The sequence below is a fragment of the Dehalobacter sp. TBBPA1 genome, from assembly GCF_040931655.1.
Lineage (GTDB): Bacteria > Bacillota > Desulfitobacteriia > Desulfitobacteriales > Syntrophobotulaceae > Dehalobacter > Dehalobacter restrictus.
Window position 1 is genome coordinate 1,839,603 of record NZ_CP162385.1, and the last position, 17,345, is coordinate 1,856,947.

Here is a 17,345-nt window from a genome sequence, read left to right on the forward strand (position 1 = left end):
CGTTTCCAGCTCCCCTGAATTTGACATCGGACTTCGAGAGCATTAGTTATACAAAGACTGATATTAATATCTATTCAAATGTATAGGTTACAGAAAGTTTGCTTTGCTTTTAGGATCTTGGAATATTATTTAAATCAACATCCTTACTACACCCGACATTGTTATATGGATATTTTGCATCCGTTGCTCTCTCCCATCTGACGTATTTCTGGATCTCCGAAGAACTTTAGCTTCTGTTTAACGTGATGAAAGGCTTCTTACATCGACCTGATCCCCCGTGCGGTCCTTATTGTCCCGGTTGTACGGGTAGTATGAAACTTTAGCGCGTATTTTCTTCTGCCGTGATCCAACCTCGCCCCAGAGTACATAAACCTCTGTGCCAAAATCCCGATACTCCAGATCAAGCAGTGCCATTGAAATTACTGTCCGATAGTAATGACTCTGCGTACGGCTTGTTGAAAGCCCGATTTCTTTTCCGTCTTTATTGTAAACGTAGTCTGTCGATAATACCCAATTGGCAGAGCCGTTGAGCATTGATTCAGGTCCAGGGAAATCCATCGGGCTGTAGTTCTCTTCACCCGGTCGGAAGTTTGAAGCATAAACATCGATGATATCCTCGGCGTTCCATTCAAGCGTCACAATGTCACGCTTCTGATTTTTTTTGTATTCCAGTAAAGCTGCTTTCCCGCGGAAATCATGGTTCCAGTTAATACACTTGCCAAGTCCACATTCGATTGGATTGAACACCACTTTCATGGGATCGCCGCCGGCGCTGCCTTTAAAGTCAAAGCCGAATGAAGAATAGTTGAGTTCTCCTTCTCCTTCTCCTTCGTCTGAGCCCTGCTTAGACCACTTCTGGAACCCTTCATCCAGGAACAAAGCAGACATGAAGCTGAGATTGGCTTGGAAGTTTCCGCCTTCGCTATGATTCAATAAATAGTTGGAGAATCCAAGTTGTCGAATACCATAAGGGTTGCCGATCTCGATTAATTTCTTTTGGATTTCTTTAGAGTATTGGGCCTCCCCATGAACCTCATAGGAAAGTGTACCCGCCATGCCAAAACGGAGAATACGTACTTTATGACCATTAATCGTACTATTGCGGTAATGGCGATAGTCAATGTCCTTCAAATCTTCGCCGGTAGCTTCCTCAAGAATGGACAGGCAGTTTGGGCCCTGAAGCTGTAAAATAAAGACTTTCATTGTCATATCTATCAGTTCTGCATTGTAATCCTTAAGGCCGAATAGATAGTTGAGGTACGGAGCGTGCCACCATAACTCATATTCTTCCTCGCCGGTACGCATAATAACGCCATGTGTCGCGATAAGCCCGTTCTCGAGGCACAAAATTCCATGCTTTATAATACCGATGGGGAAATCCTCCACATTATTCACAAAGTTTTCGCTCATGAACTTTTTCGCTTCCGGGCCTCGAAGGATCGTTACCACTGAAGGATTCAAACCTGCGTGCAATGAACACGTCAAGTGCCAGGATAATGCTTCATCCCTCCAATCCGTATGCCAGACAGGCATGAGATATGGAAATACTCCCATCTTATAAAGGCCGCCTCCGGGTGTAGATAGTGCAAACGGTCCACTGCTATAACTGACATCGTGCTCTGCATCAAGTGCGGTGGTATCGATGGGATGCTGATTTTTGTAGTTTTCGTACATTTTGTATTCCTCCCTTTAATTTTAATTTTTTTAGCAAATTAACTTTGCAATCACAGCATCGTTTTAAATACTTGCTTATGTAGATTATAATGATAGAGACTCTCCATTTCATCGTAAATAAATGGAGAATAATAACCAAGAAATTTCAGCACTATTGTACAATAAGAGCTCAGAAAATTTCATTAACACAGATACTACTGATTCCTGCGATAATTACGCTCTTACGGAACGGCAAGGAGTACTATGATTGGATTCGCCAAAATAATAAGTTAGCCACCGTCATACCACCTGAAGATTTCTGGCGGTATGATGGTGGTGCAATCTTATCGCCCCAAGATCAGCTAATTGTAGGTTTATCTATTTGTACTTCGCCAATCTCGGGATTGTGTTTACGTCGATGTTTTCATTACGATTTTCATTAAAATAAGGGAAGCGAGATACCGTTGCTCGTATTTCCTTCTGTTTAGTACCAGGATCTCCCCATAGAACGATTACTTCGTTGCCAATGTCACTGTGTTCCACGTCGATCGTGCAGAGAGATAGCATCTGTCGGAAATGGTAGCTGTATAACCGCCCTGAGCTTATTCCGATCAGTTTTCCATTCTTAAGTACCTGATCGGCAAATAAGGTCATTCCATTGCCGTCATAGAGATTATGAATTGGAGTGTCAATGTTGGCATACGGTTCGCCGGGCTTAAATTTGGAGGCATAGATATCAAGAATGTCCTCTGCATTCCAAACCAACGTGACCATCTTGCGGCGGGGATTTGCGACTTCTTTTTCGAGTGCCGCACGGCCGACAAAGTCATGATTAAAGCTGATACGGTTGGCCCATCCAAGCTCGACAGGGTTACAGAAGCGAAGTCGGATATCAGGCCCCATGCTCCCTCTACAGACAGTGTTACACCTAATTACGTCGCCACGCTTCTTGAGCTTGGCAACGAAGTTTTCATCCTCTACTATCCAGGGGTGAGTAAAATGTATAACAAACTGTGGAAATCCGTCCTCAGTGTGATTCATGAGATATGAGCGAAAACCAATACGCTTCAGCCCTAGTGGTTTCCCCGCTTCCAGTACACGATTGTAAACAACACGGCCATACTGAGCATCGCCATGTAGCTCGTAGGCTAGCGAACCGGCCATACCCACTCGTATGACGTTTACTTCAACCCCAGCTATACTGCTTTTACGGTGGTGCAAGAAGCGAATATCGTGGAGGTCTTTACCGGCTGCCGCCTCGATGATCTCAAGTGAGCGGGGGCCGGCAATTTGATACATAAACTTTGTACCGGTCAGGTCTTCACCCACCGCATTCCAGTTGCCCTGTTCAAAAACGTGGGCGATATATAGTGCTCCCATTTCATAAAAGAGAAATTCATCTTCATCGAGTCGTAGCATCACACCATCACCCATGTTCAAACCTTTTTCGTTGCACATGATGGCATGTTTGGCCGTGCCTATGGGGAATTTTTCAAAGTTGTTAACAAGCACACTAGAGAGGTATTTGATCGCATCAGGGCCTTTGATACGCCATGTAGGCTGTGGATTAAGAGAGTGTGAGATATAAGCTCCATCTTTCCATGACTCGACCTCATCCATCCAGTTGGTGTATTCATATGGCAGAACGACATCACCTGCAGAGATGTAGATCATGACAGATGGATCATAGGGAATTAGTGGGTGGTGATCAAAACTCTTTTCTATCATATTTGCACTGTCTTCTTTTATCATATCATTGATCCTCCTTTTTACCGTATAGCTTAGTACTTTTTCTAATGAAAAAGTGAAATCGATTTATAAATCCGGATTTAGTTTTATTGTAGGTGATGCGTATTTATAATGGAAATACTATTTTTTATTTCCGGTTATGCATATATTGAATATTGAATAACCTGTAATAAAATGTTAAAAAAAATCAAAAAAAATCCCTATGTTTGACATCTCGTTATCTGATTGTCAATCATAGGCCTTTTCTTAGACTTTTATAAGTTAATACTGTTACTTTCCCACTTGTGAAAGTTGATTTAATAGTTAGAAAATTTTATTTACATTATTAATGAATAATGGTATTGCAGCATTATTGTTAGTTACCTTATAGGCAAGTGCCATATCGATAAAGAATTCGCTATCGTTTATTTCAAGGAATGCTGTATTACTGATGGACATACTTTTTAAATGGTGAGGCACCACAAATATTCCATTTGTCTCTTTAATAGTAAATGAAACGGTGTCGATCTGATCAGTAAATGTGAAATACTTTAGGCCAATACCGTGGTTTGTTAATAATCTTTCAACACAAAATCTGTGCCACTCTTGGTCACCTAAGAAAATAAATAGTTGTTCATCAAGATCAGCTACGTCAACAGATTCCTTTGAGGAAAAAGGATGTTTGTCAGAAACTATCACAGCTAATTTTTCGCTGCGGATATCATGAAAAATTAGGCGGTCAGCATGTGGAAAGTACTCATGAAGAGTAAGACCAACGTCTATTTTATCATTCAATAAATCTTGTATAAGTTGCATTGGCTGATAGGACGATATTAAAAGTTCAATATTAGGATATTTTTCTTTGAAAAATCTCATTATTGGAGTTATATATTCATCACTGGCGTAGTATAACATCCCTACCTTGAGTTTACCTGTAAAACCGGAAGATAATAGCGTAGCCTTAGTAAGTAAATTTTCATATTGTTCAATAATTTTTTTAAATTCACTAACTACAATCATACCCATTGGAGTAAGCTCAACGCTATGTTTTGTTCGTTTAAGTAGCTGAATCCCTATATCTGTTTCAATCGCAGTTATGTGCCTGCTTAGTGCTGGTTGTGATATGAATAATTCCTCTGCGGTGTGTGAATAGTTCAGATTTTCAGCCAGTGCGATAAATTCATGCATATAGCTAATCTTCAAAATATCACCTCACAATTTTTATTCATTCTCATTATACTGATGTATGCTTAAATGCCAAATTTACCATAATACAACGCTATAATTTTTCTTGCAATTATCATGTACTAGCCTCCTTTCAGAATTTGTAGAGTAAAATCGGCGTGTCGGGCTCATGCCGTCTGCATAGAACGTCCAGTACATACCACGGTTTACCAGTACTGAGTAATAATTGGATATTATGCGGAGAGCGCTTAACAGTTTTATACTAGTCTTTTATAAAATTTTTGCATAACCAACGATAAAACGATTATTTCCATTATGATGCATTCTTTGTTAGAATGCATATACTTTAGCACAATAAAGGAGTTAAAACAAGAATTAACATTTCGAGTAATAAGGCTAATTGAAAGTCACTAGGAGCCAAAAGAAATCAATGAATAATACTGCTTCTTGTTATTTTTATTTAGTTAGGGAGGATTTATATGTCAAAACCAATAGGATTCCGTATGGTCGTAGCAGCTGGCATCGTAGGCTATGTTCTACTTACACTCAACAGCATGTCTTCTATTGCATCCATGATGTGGATGTGATTTATGCCCATGGTCTGTTATTTTAGTACAGGCCGATCAGGAACTGAGAAGTAAGATTAAAGCCAGCTAAACGATCTGGAAATAATTGAGCTTGAAAAGGCAGATAAAATTTACCAGAATGTTGAACGGTAGGATAAGATTATGAAAATCAATATTTTTATTCTTTATGATGAATTAAAACGGTATCATCCTCAAATAATCGCAGATGATGAATTCCCGTTAAATTTATGCGGAGTTCGACGTTTACCTCTGGATCAAAAGAACATCACCACGGATTATTTATATCTGTTGTTTCCTGAAGAAATCCCGTCTCTAGATGTTAATCCAAAAAAACTTAACATTGTTGTATTAGGTAAGATTGATAAAAGTACCATACTGGCTTACGGTTATCAGGCAATTATCATAGACGGAAATAATAATTCAGAGCTCGTTTTTCAACAAATCCAGGACATTTTTGACAAGTATAATTGTTGGGGAGAAACTATGATGGAATATATTTTACAGCGCAAATCTCTCCAGATCATCCTTGATAAAGGGGCAGAGCCTTTATCCAATCCGATTGCGCTTTTCGATATTTCATTTAAATTTATTGGTCAAGGTGGAGTCTTGAATTCTAAAACAATTGAAGGAAGTATATGGAAAACCGCCTTTACGAAGGGATATGCTCCTGTAGATATTTTTCCCGATACTTATAGAAACATGTTTTATGAAAAACTGGAAGGATCTGATTCCAGTTTTCTTATTCGCCCTCCTAAAGAATTTCAAGACAATTGCTGGTTGTTAGGTCCTGTTTTTAGTCAAAACCATCTGAATGGATTTTTAGGGGCAACTGACATAAATTGTGATTTTACAAAAGGAGAGTGCTCAATTGTTACCTATTTTGCGAAGATGATGGGGATATATTTTGAAAATATCGTAGAAACTACTATCCCCGACAGAGATATCCCTTATTTTATTGATCGAATACTAAGTGGGTATTCTGTTGAAGAGGGCATCGTGGAGTATTACTTAAAGAAGCAAGGTTGGAAAATGAATGATACATTCAAGCTTTTTTATGTAAGCGGACAAGATCTTTCCAAGTCTCATCAGGAACTTTACTTTATTATGTTTCGTCTGAAAGTAATTTTTAAAAACTGTATTTTATTTAGATATGAAAACGGAATTGTTGTAATCGTAAAAACAAAAGAAAATAAATTAGTTTATGAAGGCGAAGGAGAAGCTGATTTTAAGGAATTTGAAAAACTATTATCAGAAATGAACGTAAACGCTGGTATAAGCATGGAATTTTACGACTTTATGAGTATAAAATATGCTTATAAACAAAGTAAAGCCGCATTAAAAGAAGGAGCGCCTTTTTCCCATAAAAGATATTGTTTTTTTGAAGAATGTTATAGTAAACACATCATTAGTTCACTGAATGAATCTACTGGGTTAAAAAGTTTATGCAATCAGCAAATCCTCAAAATTTCTGCCTATGATAAAAAAAATGGCGACATGCTCTTAACAACCTTACGAAGCTATCTTTTAAGTGGATGCAACATTTCACAAACTGCTAAAAATCTATACATTCACAGAAATACATTGATGTATAGAATTAACAGAATCGAAGATATTTTGGAAACTGATTTAAGAGAGATAAATGAAGAACAATTCTTGATTTTATATATAACTTGTTTGATATTAACAAATAAAAACTAAGAGTATGCGCATACATATAATAAATTTTCCAATTATGTATTCGGTATCAGCATCAAGCCTTACGACTAAAGGATATGGACAGAAACATAATAGATCTCTCTGCCTATGAATAAATTGTAAGGAATCAGAAGCATACAAGAAGGACTATGCAAATTCCCCGATATAACATCCATATAGAATTTTATCTGTTGTTGCAGAGTTTTTTAGCTGCGGGAACGGGAGAGCTGTGATCTGTGCATGGCTACACCGCTCAAGTTATGATAGAGCCTCTTCAAATCCAGAAATTATTTGATATCGAAGATTAACGCCGAGAGGCTTGACAACATATCATGCGGTGTAAGCGTCAAACCGCAATCTTATTTATACTGGTTCGCCAGTCTCTTCTTCAGATTTTCTGCCACTAAGGCAGGATCAATCGGATTCCTGGCAATACCGGATTCCATTGCAGCTTTGGCTGTTGCAGCAGCGACAGCAGCGGCAACTTCAGGATTAAAAGCACTTGGGATGATGTAGTCGGCACACAATTCTTCCGGTTTAACGCAGTTGGCAATTGCTTGAGCGGCAGCAATTTTCATTGCATCGTTGATATCGGTTGCGCGGACATCAATCGCACCGCGAAACATGCCCGGGAAAGCCAGAACGTTGTTGATCTGATTGATAACGTCGGAACGTCCGGTCGAGATGACAGCAGCGCCGGCATTGATGGCTCTTTCAATCGGCCAGATTTCTGGAATCGGATTGGCCTGAGCAAAGACGATCGGATCTTTGGCCATGGATTTAATCATCTCTTCGTCAATAGAATCTGGAGCTGATACGCCGATAAAGACGTCCGCACCCTTGATCGCGTCTCTGAGGCTGCCTGTGCACATTTCATAATTTGTCTTTTCAGCGATTTCGTCCTTATATTTATTCATACCTTCAGGGCGTCCTTTATAGATCGCACCTTTGGTATCGCACATGATGACATTTTTCAGTCCCATACTCATCATCAGCTTGATGATTGCAATCCCGGCGGCTCCGGCGCCGTTCGTTACGACTTTGATTTTATCTATACGCTTGCCGACGACTTTCAGCGCATTAAAAAGACCCGCCAAGGTAACCACAGCCGTTCCATGCTGATCATCATGGAAGATCGGTCCTTTGAAAATATTACGGGCTTTTAACTTTCCTTCAATTTCAAAACATTCGGGAGCTTTGATGTCCTCAAGGTTAACACCGCCAAAAGTCGGGGCCATTAACTCGACAAGCTCAACAATTTTATCAATATCATTTGTATTTACACAAATCGGGAAGGCGTCAACGTCGGCAAAGGCTTTAAACAGAAGGGCTTTTCCTTCCATGACAGGCATAGCCGCTGCTGGACCGAGGTTGCCAAGCCCGAGAATGGCTGTTCCATCGGAAACGATACAGACATAGTTGGCATGGTTGGTGTAAACATCGAGATTCGCTAAATCTTTTGCAATTTCTTTCACAGGATCAGCCACTCCGGGGGAATAGGCCAGCGTCAAATCGTCCCTGTCATTGGCAGGAACCGTTACTTTTACTTCAAGTTTACCAGGCCTTACAGCGTGAAACGCTAAAGCCTCTTCACGCAGGTTTTTAATCCGGGACATTCACATCTTCCTCTCACTTTGTGGTTTTTTTCGTTTTATTTTTGGCTTATTCAGTATGCTTTTTTAAGTAATACATTGTCGTTATTTGACACATTACTTATGTAAACAAATTATAAAGGCGTTTCGTTAAATTATCTCATGAATGAAAACAAAAAATCAACCATTTTGTTTTTGAAAGTAAGTATCAGAATCGGTGAAATTGTCCTCGGATGTTGGGATCAATACGTTATATTGATTTGAAGCGGATTAAATAGCTCACAATGTCTGGCCGCCCCTACAGGGGCAGTCAGACATTGTGTCACGCGAGTCATATAAAACTTTAGAGCAACCTTAGCTCAAGCTTCTTTCGCTTCAATCTCAGCCTGAGCAGCCAGAATATCTTTGGCATTCAGGTATACGGGAGTATCCACCATTTTTCCGTTGTAGGATACGGCTGCTTTTCCTTTGGCAATACCCTCTTCTTCAAACACTTTGACAACGCCGTTAGCCCATTCTACATCGGCCGGGTCCGGAGCATACAGACGGTTGGACGGTTCGACCTGGCCCGGATGAATAATCATACGACCTTCATAGCCCATCTGTTTGCCATCGGCAACGTTCTTCTCGAAAGCGGGAATATCCTGGTAAGCAACAAACGGTGCGTCAATTGCTACGATACCGGCTGCACGGCAGGCAACACCGACTTTGGCGCGTCCCCACAGCTGCTCATTCGCTTCAGAGGTTAGTTTAATCCGCATGTCGCGGCAATAATCTACAGCACCAAAAATAGCATTCACGTTACGTTTGCTGGCCATACAGCACTCATATGCATTCATGATTCCTTTTGCTGTTTCCAGTAGCATAGAAATTTTGATGGAACCCACTTCCAGACCACGTCGGCGCTCCAGCTCTTCGAGCTTCCAGTCCAGACGCTTGACATCATCTGGATGTCCAGTCTTGGCAAGCGTTACGCCATGAAGACCTTCCCAAACGACAGCCTCAAGGTCATCGTTGGTTAATTCTGTTTCCCAGTTGTTAATTCTGACATAAACCTGGGAACCATTGGAACCGGCGTATTTCAGATTCTCGGCAATAATTTTGCGTGCATTTTCCTTTTCTGCCGGCGGTACGGAATCTTCCAGATCCAGCGTGATGATATCAGCAGGAAAGCTTGGCGCTTTCTCAACCATCTTCGGGTTATTTCCCGGTACATAAAGAATCGATCTCATAACAGCCATTTTGAATATGCCTCCTATTTTTACCTTTAAGATTTTTGGGTAACAATGCTAAGTACTTTGTCAACTCTAAAATGCATTAAATCACTGAGGGAATTTTCGTCTGACCGGACGATACCAAGAATCAATCATTATTCCTTAATTTTATCCTTCAAAATAATGGGGATATCTATTGGCGTTTCAGCGACAAAACCGCCCGCTTTAAGGACCGCTTCAATTTTACTCTTCGCTGACCCGCGGCCGCGTTCGACAATATTGGAAGCATGGGAAAAACGTTGGCCTTCAGGAGCCCAGGCTCCGGCTACGTAGATTACGAAAGGTTTTGTGAATTTGCCTTCCGCAATAACATCGGCACATTCCTCTTCCTGAGAGCTGCCGATCTCAGCATAGACGGCTACACCTTTTGTTTCAGGATCTGCTTCGAATAAGGGCAGCAAATCAGCCATAGATGTTCCAAGTATAGGCTCGGTTCCGGTATGCACAACCGTACTTACGCCGAAACCACCTTCTCTTAATACCCAAGGAATGGTCCCTGATTGTCCGCCACTGCGCGAAAAGACACCGATATTACCTTTCTTAAAGAACTTGTTAGCCCACTCGACATTGCCACCAAGCCAGCCAACAACTGCTTCTCCCGGTGTCAGAATGCCAATGGATCCGGGGCCGATTAAGCGGGTTCCTCTCAACTTGCAATAAGCGACCATTTCCATAATATCATGGATGGGTGTTCCTTCAACGCACGGAATAACATTTTTGACACCCGCGTCGGCAGCTTCAAAAACAGCGGTTTTCAGAACACTGCCCGGCACAAAGATGACGCTAAAGTCAATTTCATCGTGTTCTTTAGCAATTTCCTTAACCGTATTATAGACGGGGATGCCATGAACCTCGTCCCCTTTTTTCCCTGGGCTGGTTCCACCGATGACTTTGGTGCCATATTCTTTCATGTATTTGGTTCTTACAGATCCTTCACGGCCGGTAATTCCCTGGATAATGACTTTAGACCGGTCACTGATTAAAATACCCATTCTTATCCCTCATTTTAATTTTGTAAAAGAAAATTGGCTGGTGACAGCCTTAGCTGCACTTAGATATATCAGAAAGTAATTTATACTTTCTGATATGCAAATGAACTATTGTAAACCGCGTTTGGTTAGATAGACATCAAGACCCGCAATCGGAATATTGATGGTCAAAGCCTTATTCCCTTCGAACTTGCAGGCGATCTCACAAGCCAGACATTCTGTTCCAAGCCGGAGAACTTCCTCTGCGCTCAGATGCTCGACGGATGGTTTCCCGTCAACAATTTGAAGCAACCCTCTGGCATATTTTTTACAAGCTGCTGCGCACGCTTTGGTTTCACATATGTCACACTTGTTGGTATCGATGCCTATGGTAATACTTTTTTCTTTGATTTCCAGCATGGCATTTTCCTACTTTCCCTGAGCATCTTTTTCCGCTCTGTATTCTTTGGCCAGAGCCAGAAGTCTTTGACCGATAAACTTCGTATCCGTGACATGCTCTTTTCCGTATATTTCAATTCTTTTGCCAATTCCGTCCGAAGTCATAAGCTCTGCCAGACCCTTGCGCAGAATCTCCATGGATTCATCCTCGCGGTTGCCGCAGAGTAACAGAACGCAAGGCAGGCCGGGCTTCTTCGGAAGCTCTTCCCACAGTACTTTGACAATCGCATTGGCATGGTGCCATTGCTCCTGATTCGCCATCATAAAACCGCCAAGAAGGTAACCGTCAATATTGGGCTGCGACAGTACGCTCTTAGCAACGCGATAGATTTTGGATCCAACAGGATTGCCGCTCGTGTCGGCATAGTTGGCAGGTTTGAGTCCTACCTGATTCAGCGCATCAAGTCCCATCATCGCCGAACCGCCGCCGATCGGATGATAGCCAATATAGCCGGGGCTTACTTCGTCATAACCCATATTCATCAGAAAGCCGGTTCCACGGGCATCTGTTTCTTCAATGCTCCAGCCGATCATATCGAGTTCGGTGACTTCACCAGGCAAATCGCGGGCAATTTTAATGCCGAATTCCGGATGTCGGCCCACAGAACTGTTATCAATCTCCATTTTGCAGTCTGCGCAAATCAGGCTTCCATCCTCCGTCATGACAAACGGATTGATTTCCAGTGTCTGGCAGTCATACTTATTGTAGACTTGGGACAGCTTCGTCAGGAAAGAAGCAAACTTACTCAATTCTTTATTTGGAATGCCAGCTCGGACACAAAAATCGATCGCATCGTAAATCTGCAGACCAAAAATAGGGTCAATATTCATCTTAAAAATAAGTTCTTCAGGAACACTTTCAATATCCATGCCGCCTTCTGAGCTGAACATCAGCATCGGGCAGCGGGCGTCTCTCGCATTGTTAATGACAAATGAACAATAGTATTCTTTTTTGATCGCCAGTTTCTCCTCAATTAAAACCTGTCTGACAGGGAGTCCTTTGACTGTCTTTACCAGTATTTCAGCAGCTGCCGCCGAAGCTTCGGACGGAGTTTCGACCAGTTTTACAATCCCCGCTTTTCCTCGTCCTCCTGCCTGGACCTGACCTTTGACAGCTACGGACTTGCCAATCCATTCTGCCGCTTGCTGTGCTTCTTCCGGAGAAGATGCCGACCTGCCCTTCGGTACGGGTATTCCCGCCTTGGCAAGCCATTCCTTACCTTGATACTCTAGAAATTTTGCCATCCATAATCCCTTCCATATCGTCATATTGATTCTAGTACTTGTATATACTGAAAGAAAACTCAAAAAATTAAAGGAATATATGGTTATTCCTTTAATTTTTGTTCATTATTAAAGTAATCTTATGTATCGCTATTAACTTGCCTTATGAATTATTATAACGAAATTATTTGCAAAAACAAGACTAAATAAGCCGAATTGCATGATTTATTAGGGAAAAACCAATCTTTTAGAACTTGATTTAGGCCAAAGCTTCGGCAATCGCTTTGCGGGCAAGTTCGTCACATCGTTCGTTCTCGGGATGTCCGGAATGACCTTTGACTTTAACCCAGACAACGTCATGCTTTGCCGTGAGTTCCACAAGCGATACCCAGAGATCACGGTTCTCAACCGGTTTCTTTTGCGAACTCTGCCAGCCATTCTTTTGCCAGCGAGAAAGCCAGTTTTGTTCAAATGCATTAATTAAATAGGCGCTGTCACTGTGGACCTGGACACTGCAGCTTTCTTTCAGGGCAGCAAGTCCTTGGACTGCCGCTGTCAGCTCCATGCGCTGATTGGTTGTATTAAACTCAAAGCCGCTGATCTCTCTTTCATGTTCACCATACTTCAGGATTGCCGCCCAGCCTCCCGGCCCGGGATTGCCTGAACAGGCTCCGTCCGTATAAATTTTTACACTTTTTACAGTCATTGAACCCCCTATTTTAAGTAAAGAATTAAGGCATTTTCATCACAATTAGGAAACTTAACACAATTGATGCATTCTTTCCAGACCTTATGGGGCATTGAATCCTTTTCGGTGATTTCGAATCCCATATGTTTGAAGAAATCTACCTGATACGTCAGGGTAAATACCTTGGGGCAATGGAGCTCCTTGGCCTCTTCCAAAAGTAGCTCAACAATCTTGCGGCCTAACCCCTTACCTCTGTAGCTTTCCTCAACCGCCAGTGCCCTGATCTCAGCGAGATCGTCCCAGGTAATATGTAAAGCGCCGGTTCCGACGATCCGGTCATCCTCTACCGCTACAATGACCTCCCTGATTCCTTCATACAGCGCACTTCGGGTTCTGGGCAGCATGAGTCCCTGTTCTGCATAATAATTGATCAGGCTAATAATATCTTCCACATCGCTTAGCTTTGCATGTCTATAGGTTACCATCTTTTCTCCTTTATCTGTCCATGTTTCCCGACAAATGATGGAATGATCAGATCCGGTACCGGGCAACTGTCAGGTATTGCCGAATGCCTTTCTCCACTTTGCTTTGCATTAAAGCATAATGGACGGCAGTCTCTTTAAGATCAAGCGTACTGCCCCAATTTAGGATATTTTGGTCGATACCCTTGATGCCGCCGCTCGCTAAAGTAAGATGAGGTTTAAAAAGCCTGGTATCAGGCGGTGCTCCAAGTTGGCTCGTCGCGTGCTGGATCTGCTTTTGCAGCTGAATCAGCTTCGGTTCTTTTCTTATCCCGGCCCATAGTATCCGAGGCTGTATGATATTCGGGAAGACACCAAGGGAATCAAAAGCAACCGCAAATTCACCGATACGTCCCGAAACACCCGTCAGGGTCTGTTGCAAAGCATCAAGATCCTTTTCTTCCACTTCTTCTAAAAAACGCAGCGTCAGGTGCAAGTTATCACGTCTGCGCCAATAGCCGCGGACACCTTTAACCTTAAGTTCATTCTGCCATTTTTCGAATTGGTCAAGACTGTGTTCACTAAAATTCAGGCTGATAAATAATCGCATGCAGCACGGCTCCATCGTATGTGGCATTTTTTCCTTACCACAATCTTACTATGCATCGATGCCGAATGCAATGAAGTTATCTTTTACTCCTTTAAAGCCCTCCGTCCGCCATTCTTTGGGCATAATGATCAATGGATAGTTGTCGGGCTGCTTCAGCCAGGATTGGCACAGACGCAATTCTTCCATGTAATCGGCTTCGCAAAAAAGGAATATTTTGTGGTTCCACTCCAGTTGCGGATATCCCGGGAAACCTTGGTGATGCTTCGTATAGCTTTCAAAAGCTGAAAATGCCAGCAGCGTTTGTACAACTTTTAGCGATGGTTTCTCCAGAACGGGTTTAATTATCCTAATAGATTGATCCTGTTGGAAAAAATACAGTTGCCGGCTTTCAATCAAATCACTGAAGTCTTTTGGATACCAGGGAACCTCCAGGTACTTTCCAAAATATTGGGGGATAAATTCCCTGTCATAGATGATCTTAAGATCTAATAATTCCCTGGAATCAAGGCTGCCATTGATCTCCATATTCTCCAGCAGTTCCAGTATCCCATTAATGGCTCTGCAAAATTCATCATTAAGATTTCCGGAGAAATCGACCCACCCCAACTTTAGAAATTTGGAAGCAATATTTTTATTCCTGGTCCATTTTACTTTAGTAGACAGTTCAAACTTGTTCCCTTTCTTTTTAAACTCGGCAATTTGAATATTTCCCCAGCAATAGGTGATTTTATTCTTTTCGGATACTGCCCGGACTCTTCTCTTGGCCAGGCTTTGAAAATAGCGGTTGATCACCGTCAGGTGATTCCAGGCCACCGGATTTAATTCTCTTTGCCAGTGTTCCCAACCGGGGTGCAACTCACCTGTATCCAACCGAAAAAAGCCTTTATCGTAATCTTTTTCTGCCAGGACATATAAATTTGGGGTTAATTTTTCCCGCCAAAAAACCGCCCTGGCAAACAGCATGCCTCCTATTTGAGAAACCGCACCTAAAAATACAGGAGAAAATTCTTTTGCCACATAATAAATCAAAGTCCTGCTGCCGTTTCCTAGATGCCTTCCCCACAGGATCCCACCCAAAAGAAAGTCTTCCTCCCGGTAGACTCCCTGCGCAGCGATGATTCCAACTCTGAAGCTGATATCCCCGGCACTGAAATAATCAAATTGGGAAGGCAGATGCCAACCTTTCCTGACTTCTTCTGGACATTCTTCCCATCCGGATACACTGAAAATGTCCGGATTAGCATCCCATAATTCCTTCCATTTTATGTTCAAGTCAAATCCTCCCTTTACAAGCTGTTTTTTTATTATTACGCTTGATAAAGGCAGGAAATGACAAGGTATCTTTCCAATCATAAAATTATAAAAGAAATTAACCCGGCAACGCCCGGGTTCTTTAGCTGATGGTCAAAATAGAATATAGAATTCCATGTATATTTCTGTCTATTTGTTTAAATTTTCCCTAACGCCTAATTGCATATAAATAACTTCTTCCCCGATATTCGTACAGTAATCGCCGATTCTTTCGATATAGCGGGTCGCTAGAAGCAGGTAGACCGCCTGGCCTGATATTGCCGAGTCTTTTGCCATCATCTCATTCAGTTCGTTAAAAATCAGTTTATAGTAATGATCCACTTTGTGGTCGGTCTCAGCTAAAGACCGTGCAAGTTCAACATCTTCACAGATAAAAGCCTGGACGGCCGTACGCATCATTTGGACTGCTATCTCAGCCATTTTCGGCATGTCAATCAACGGCTTGATCAGTGGATCTGGTCCGATCCGCAAGGATACTTTGGCAATATCGACAGATAGATCACCCATTCTTTCCAGAGAGGAAATGATTTTATAGCTTGCAACAATATTGCGGAGATCCGAGGCAAACGGCTGCTGGGTTGCAACAAGGTGGGTACAGAGCAGCTCGATATCCTGCTCAGAATCATTGATCTGGCCGTCATCACGGATGACCTTCTCCGCCAGAGCCATATCCCTGTTCTTCAAGCTTTCCATGGCCTGTTCTAGCGCCTTCTCAACTAACACGCTCATCTCTACTATTTTTTTCTTCAGCTCCTGAAGCTGGGCTTCAAATTTATGGCGCATCGTATCCCCCCGGTGTGACTTCCTCTGCAAAATGTGCAATGTAATACAAAATAGCATAACCTAATGTACAAATGATAACGACGATCCATGATTATGCCTAAGCTTATTAAGACACTAGAAATTATAAATCGTAAGGGTATAATAGAATAAGAATGAGATTAAAGTCAAAATAAAAAGGAACTGAATGATGTTCTATCGGATCAAACAATTACGCAGTGCGCTGCACCCGGTTGTAAATGAGAATGAATACTCCTGGCTAAATACCGTACTGTCGGAGCGGGAAAGACAGCTGTTTCTGAAGCAGACCCTTACAGAGCAGAGACATGCACTCGATGTCGCTCGGGATATCCAGGAACAGAGCAGTCTTATTGAAAATGGTTATGGAAAAGAAGTTTACCATAACCTATTAAGTGGTGCGCTTCTCCATGACTGCGGAAAATCAGTGATCCATCTGCTTCTGTGGCAGAGAATATTTATTGTTGTCTTTGATTATTTACCGGAGCGGATCAAAAACATCATCCGCCAAAGCAAATCAGTTTTCGGCAAGACGCTGGTGATTTACACACAGCATCCTGCTTGGGGGAAACGACTGGCTGCCCGGGCAGGACTCTCTCCCGAAATCCAGCGCTTAATCCATAACCACCATACCCCACAAAATTCTATGGAAGAAATGCTTCACTCGGCCGATAACAGGCACTAGTTTCCAAGTTACCTGTACAGCAATTCCAAAGCAACTTGTACGATTAAAACAAGCAAGCTTTCACAAACTACAAATGCAACTTACCGAAAGCGGCCATCCATTACGGAGACTAACCCGAGCAAAGACTTTATACTGCTTATTCTTTCAAATAATCCTTAAATTCATATAATTCAAAATCCTGCGAATAAACCGATTTATGCTGGTTTATCTTTTTGTATTTCTGAAGATGTCTGCTTTTTTGATCAAGCTTTTGCGTAAGGATCTTATTTTCCTTTTCAATCTGCTCAAGCAGGTCCATGAGGACTCTCCTGCTTAAACGCAGATTATCAAGCTGTTTTTCCAGTTCCATAATTCTATGAGTCAACAGGACGGTTTCCTCATTCGTGCTCAAACTTTCATCTCCCGGAACAGAATTATATTCTTATAC

16 protein-coding genes are annotated in these 17,345 nt (G+C 42.0%); 2 read left to right on the forward strand and 14 right to left on the reverse strand.

Annotated features, from left to right (window positions below):
- Positions 1-237 precede the first annotated feature (237 nt).
- From AB3489_RS09090 to AB3489_RS09100, 3 genes are all read right to left on the reverse strand, one after another.
- On the reverse strand, positions 238-1,674 hold the full coding sequence (locus AB3489_RS09090; protein WP_368292637.1) for a hypothetical protein: 1,437 nt from the start codon (positions 1,672-1,674) through the stop codon (positions 238-240).
- A 357-nt stretch (positions 1,675-2,031) separates the two neighbouring features.
- Positions 2,032-3,405 carry an aminomethyl transferase family protein gene (locus tag AB3489_RS09095; RefSeq protein ID WP_368292638.1) on the reverse strand — a complete coding sequence of 458 codons (1,374 nt, stop codon included), beginning with the start codon at positions 3,403-3,405 and terminating at the stop codon, positions 2,032-2,034.
- Between the two features lie 300 nt (positions 3,406-3,705).
- On the reverse strand, positions 3,706-4,584 hold the full coding sequence (locus tag AB3489_RS09100) for a LysR substrate-binding domain-containing protein (RefSeq protein ID WP_368292639.1): 879 nt from the start codon (positions 4,582-4,584) through the stop codon (positions 3,706-3,708).
- A 710-nt stretch (positions 4,585-5,294) separates the two neighbouring features.
- Between AB3489_RS09100 and AB3489_RS09105 the strand changes: the two genes are divergently transcribed.
- Complete coding sequence (locus AB3489_RS09105; protein ID WP_368292640.1) at positions 5,295-6,851, forward strand: PucR family transcriptional regulator; 1,557 nt, start codon at positions 5,295-5,297, stop codon at positions 6,849-6,851.
- A 356-nt stretch (positions 6,852-7,207) separates the two neighbouring features.
- Here the strand turns inward: AB3489_RS09105 and AB3489_RS09110 are convergent, their stop codons facing one another.
- The 10 genes from AB3489_RS09110 to phoU all read right to left on the reverse strand — a co-directional run bounded on the left by AB3489_RS09110 (position 7,208) and on the right by phoU (position 16,218).
- Entirely contained in the window at positions 7,208-8,464 is a 1,257-nt protein-coding gene (locus AB3489_RS09110) for an NADP-dependent malic enzyme (protein WP_019226675.1), read from the reverse strand.
- A 335-nt stretch (positions 8,465-8,799) separates the two neighbouring features.
- Positions 8,800-9,681, reverse strand: coding sequence for a CoA ester lyase (locus tag AB3489_RS09115; RefSeq protein WP_020491734.1), 882 nt, complete (start codon positions 9,679-9,681; stop codon positions 8,800-8,802).
- 128 nt (positions 9,682-9,809) lie between these two features.
- A complete protein-coding gene (locus tag AB3489_RS09120) occupies positions 9,810-10,706 on the reverse strand; it encodes a CoA-binding protein (RefSeq protein WP_368292641.1) in 897 nt (298 codons plus the stop codon).
- A 105-nt stretch (positions 10,707-10,811) separates the two neighbouring features.
- Positions 10,812-11,102 carry a hypothetical protein gene (locus tag AB3489_RS09125; RefSeq protein WP_368292642.1) on the reverse strand — a complete coding sequence of 97 codons (291 nt, stop codon included), beginning with the start codon at positions 11,100-11,102 and terminating at the stop codon, positions 10,812-10,814.
- A gap of 9 nt (positions 11,103-11,111) precedes the next feature.
- The gene (locus AB3489_RS09130) at positions 11,112-12,386 is read right to left on the reverse strand and encodes an ATP-grasp domain-containing protein (protein ID WP_368292643.1); all 1,275 of its coding nucleotides are present in this window, start codon (positions 12,384-12,386) and stop codon (positions 11,112-11,114) included.
- Positions 12,387-12,624: 238 nt separating this feature from the next.
- Positions 12,625-13,071 (reverse strand): ribonuclease HI, encoded by a 447-nt coding sequence (gene rnhA / locus AB3489_RS09135; RefSeq protein WP_368292644.1) that lies wholly within the window; start codon positions 13,069-13,071, stop codon positions 12,625-12,627.
- Between the two features lie 8 nt (positions 13,072-13,079).
- Positions 13,080-13,538, reverse strand: a complete 459-nt coding sequence (locus AB3489_RS09140) for an N-acetyltransferase (RefSeq protein ID WP_019226681.1) — start codon at positions 13,536-13,538, stop codon at positions 13,080-13,082.
- 46 nt (positions 13,539-13,584) lie between these two features.
- The gene (gene thpR, locus AB3489_RS09145; protein WP_368292645.1) at positions 13,585-14,124 is read right to left on the reverse strand and encodes an RNA 2',3'-cyclic phosphodiesterase; all 540 of its coding nucleotides are present in this window, start codon (positions 14,122-14,124) and stop codon (positions 13,585-13,587) included.
- 48 nt (positions 14,125-14,172) lie between these two features.
- Positions 14,173-15,396, reverse strand: coding sequence for a hypothetical protein (locus AB3489_RS09150; RefSeq protein ID WP_368292646.1), 1,224 nt, complete (start codon positions 15,394-15,396; stop codon positions 14,173-14,175).
- 168 nt (positions 15,397-15,564) lie between these two features.
- Positions 15,565-16,218: a phosphate signaling complex protein PhoU gene (gene phoU, locus AB3489_RS09155; RefSeq protein ID WP_019226684.1), complete on the reverse strand. Its 654-nt coding sequence runs from the start codon at positions 16,216-16,218 to the stop codon at positions 15,565-15,567.
- Positions 16,219-16,402: 184 nt separating this feature from the next.
- Here phoU and AB3489_RS09160 point away from each other — a divergent pair, with 184 nt between their 5' ends.
- Positions 16,403-16,918, forward strand: a complete 516-nt coding sequence (locus AB3489_RS09160; protein ID WP_368292647.1) for a hypothetical protein — start codon at positions 16,403-16,405, stop codon at positions 16,916-16,918.
- A gap of 136 nt (positions 16,919-17,054) precedes the next feature.
- On the opposite strand, the gene AB3489_RS09165 is transcribed toward AB3489_RS09160, so the two are convergent.
- Positions 17,055-17,309 carry a hypothetical protein gene (locus tag AB3489_RS09165; protein WP_015042395.1) on the reverse strand — a complete coding sequence of 85 codons (255 nt, stop codon included), beginning with the start codon at positions 17,307-17,309 and terminating at the stop codon, positions 17,055-17,057.
- Positions 17,310-17,345: the final 36 nt, after the last annotated feature.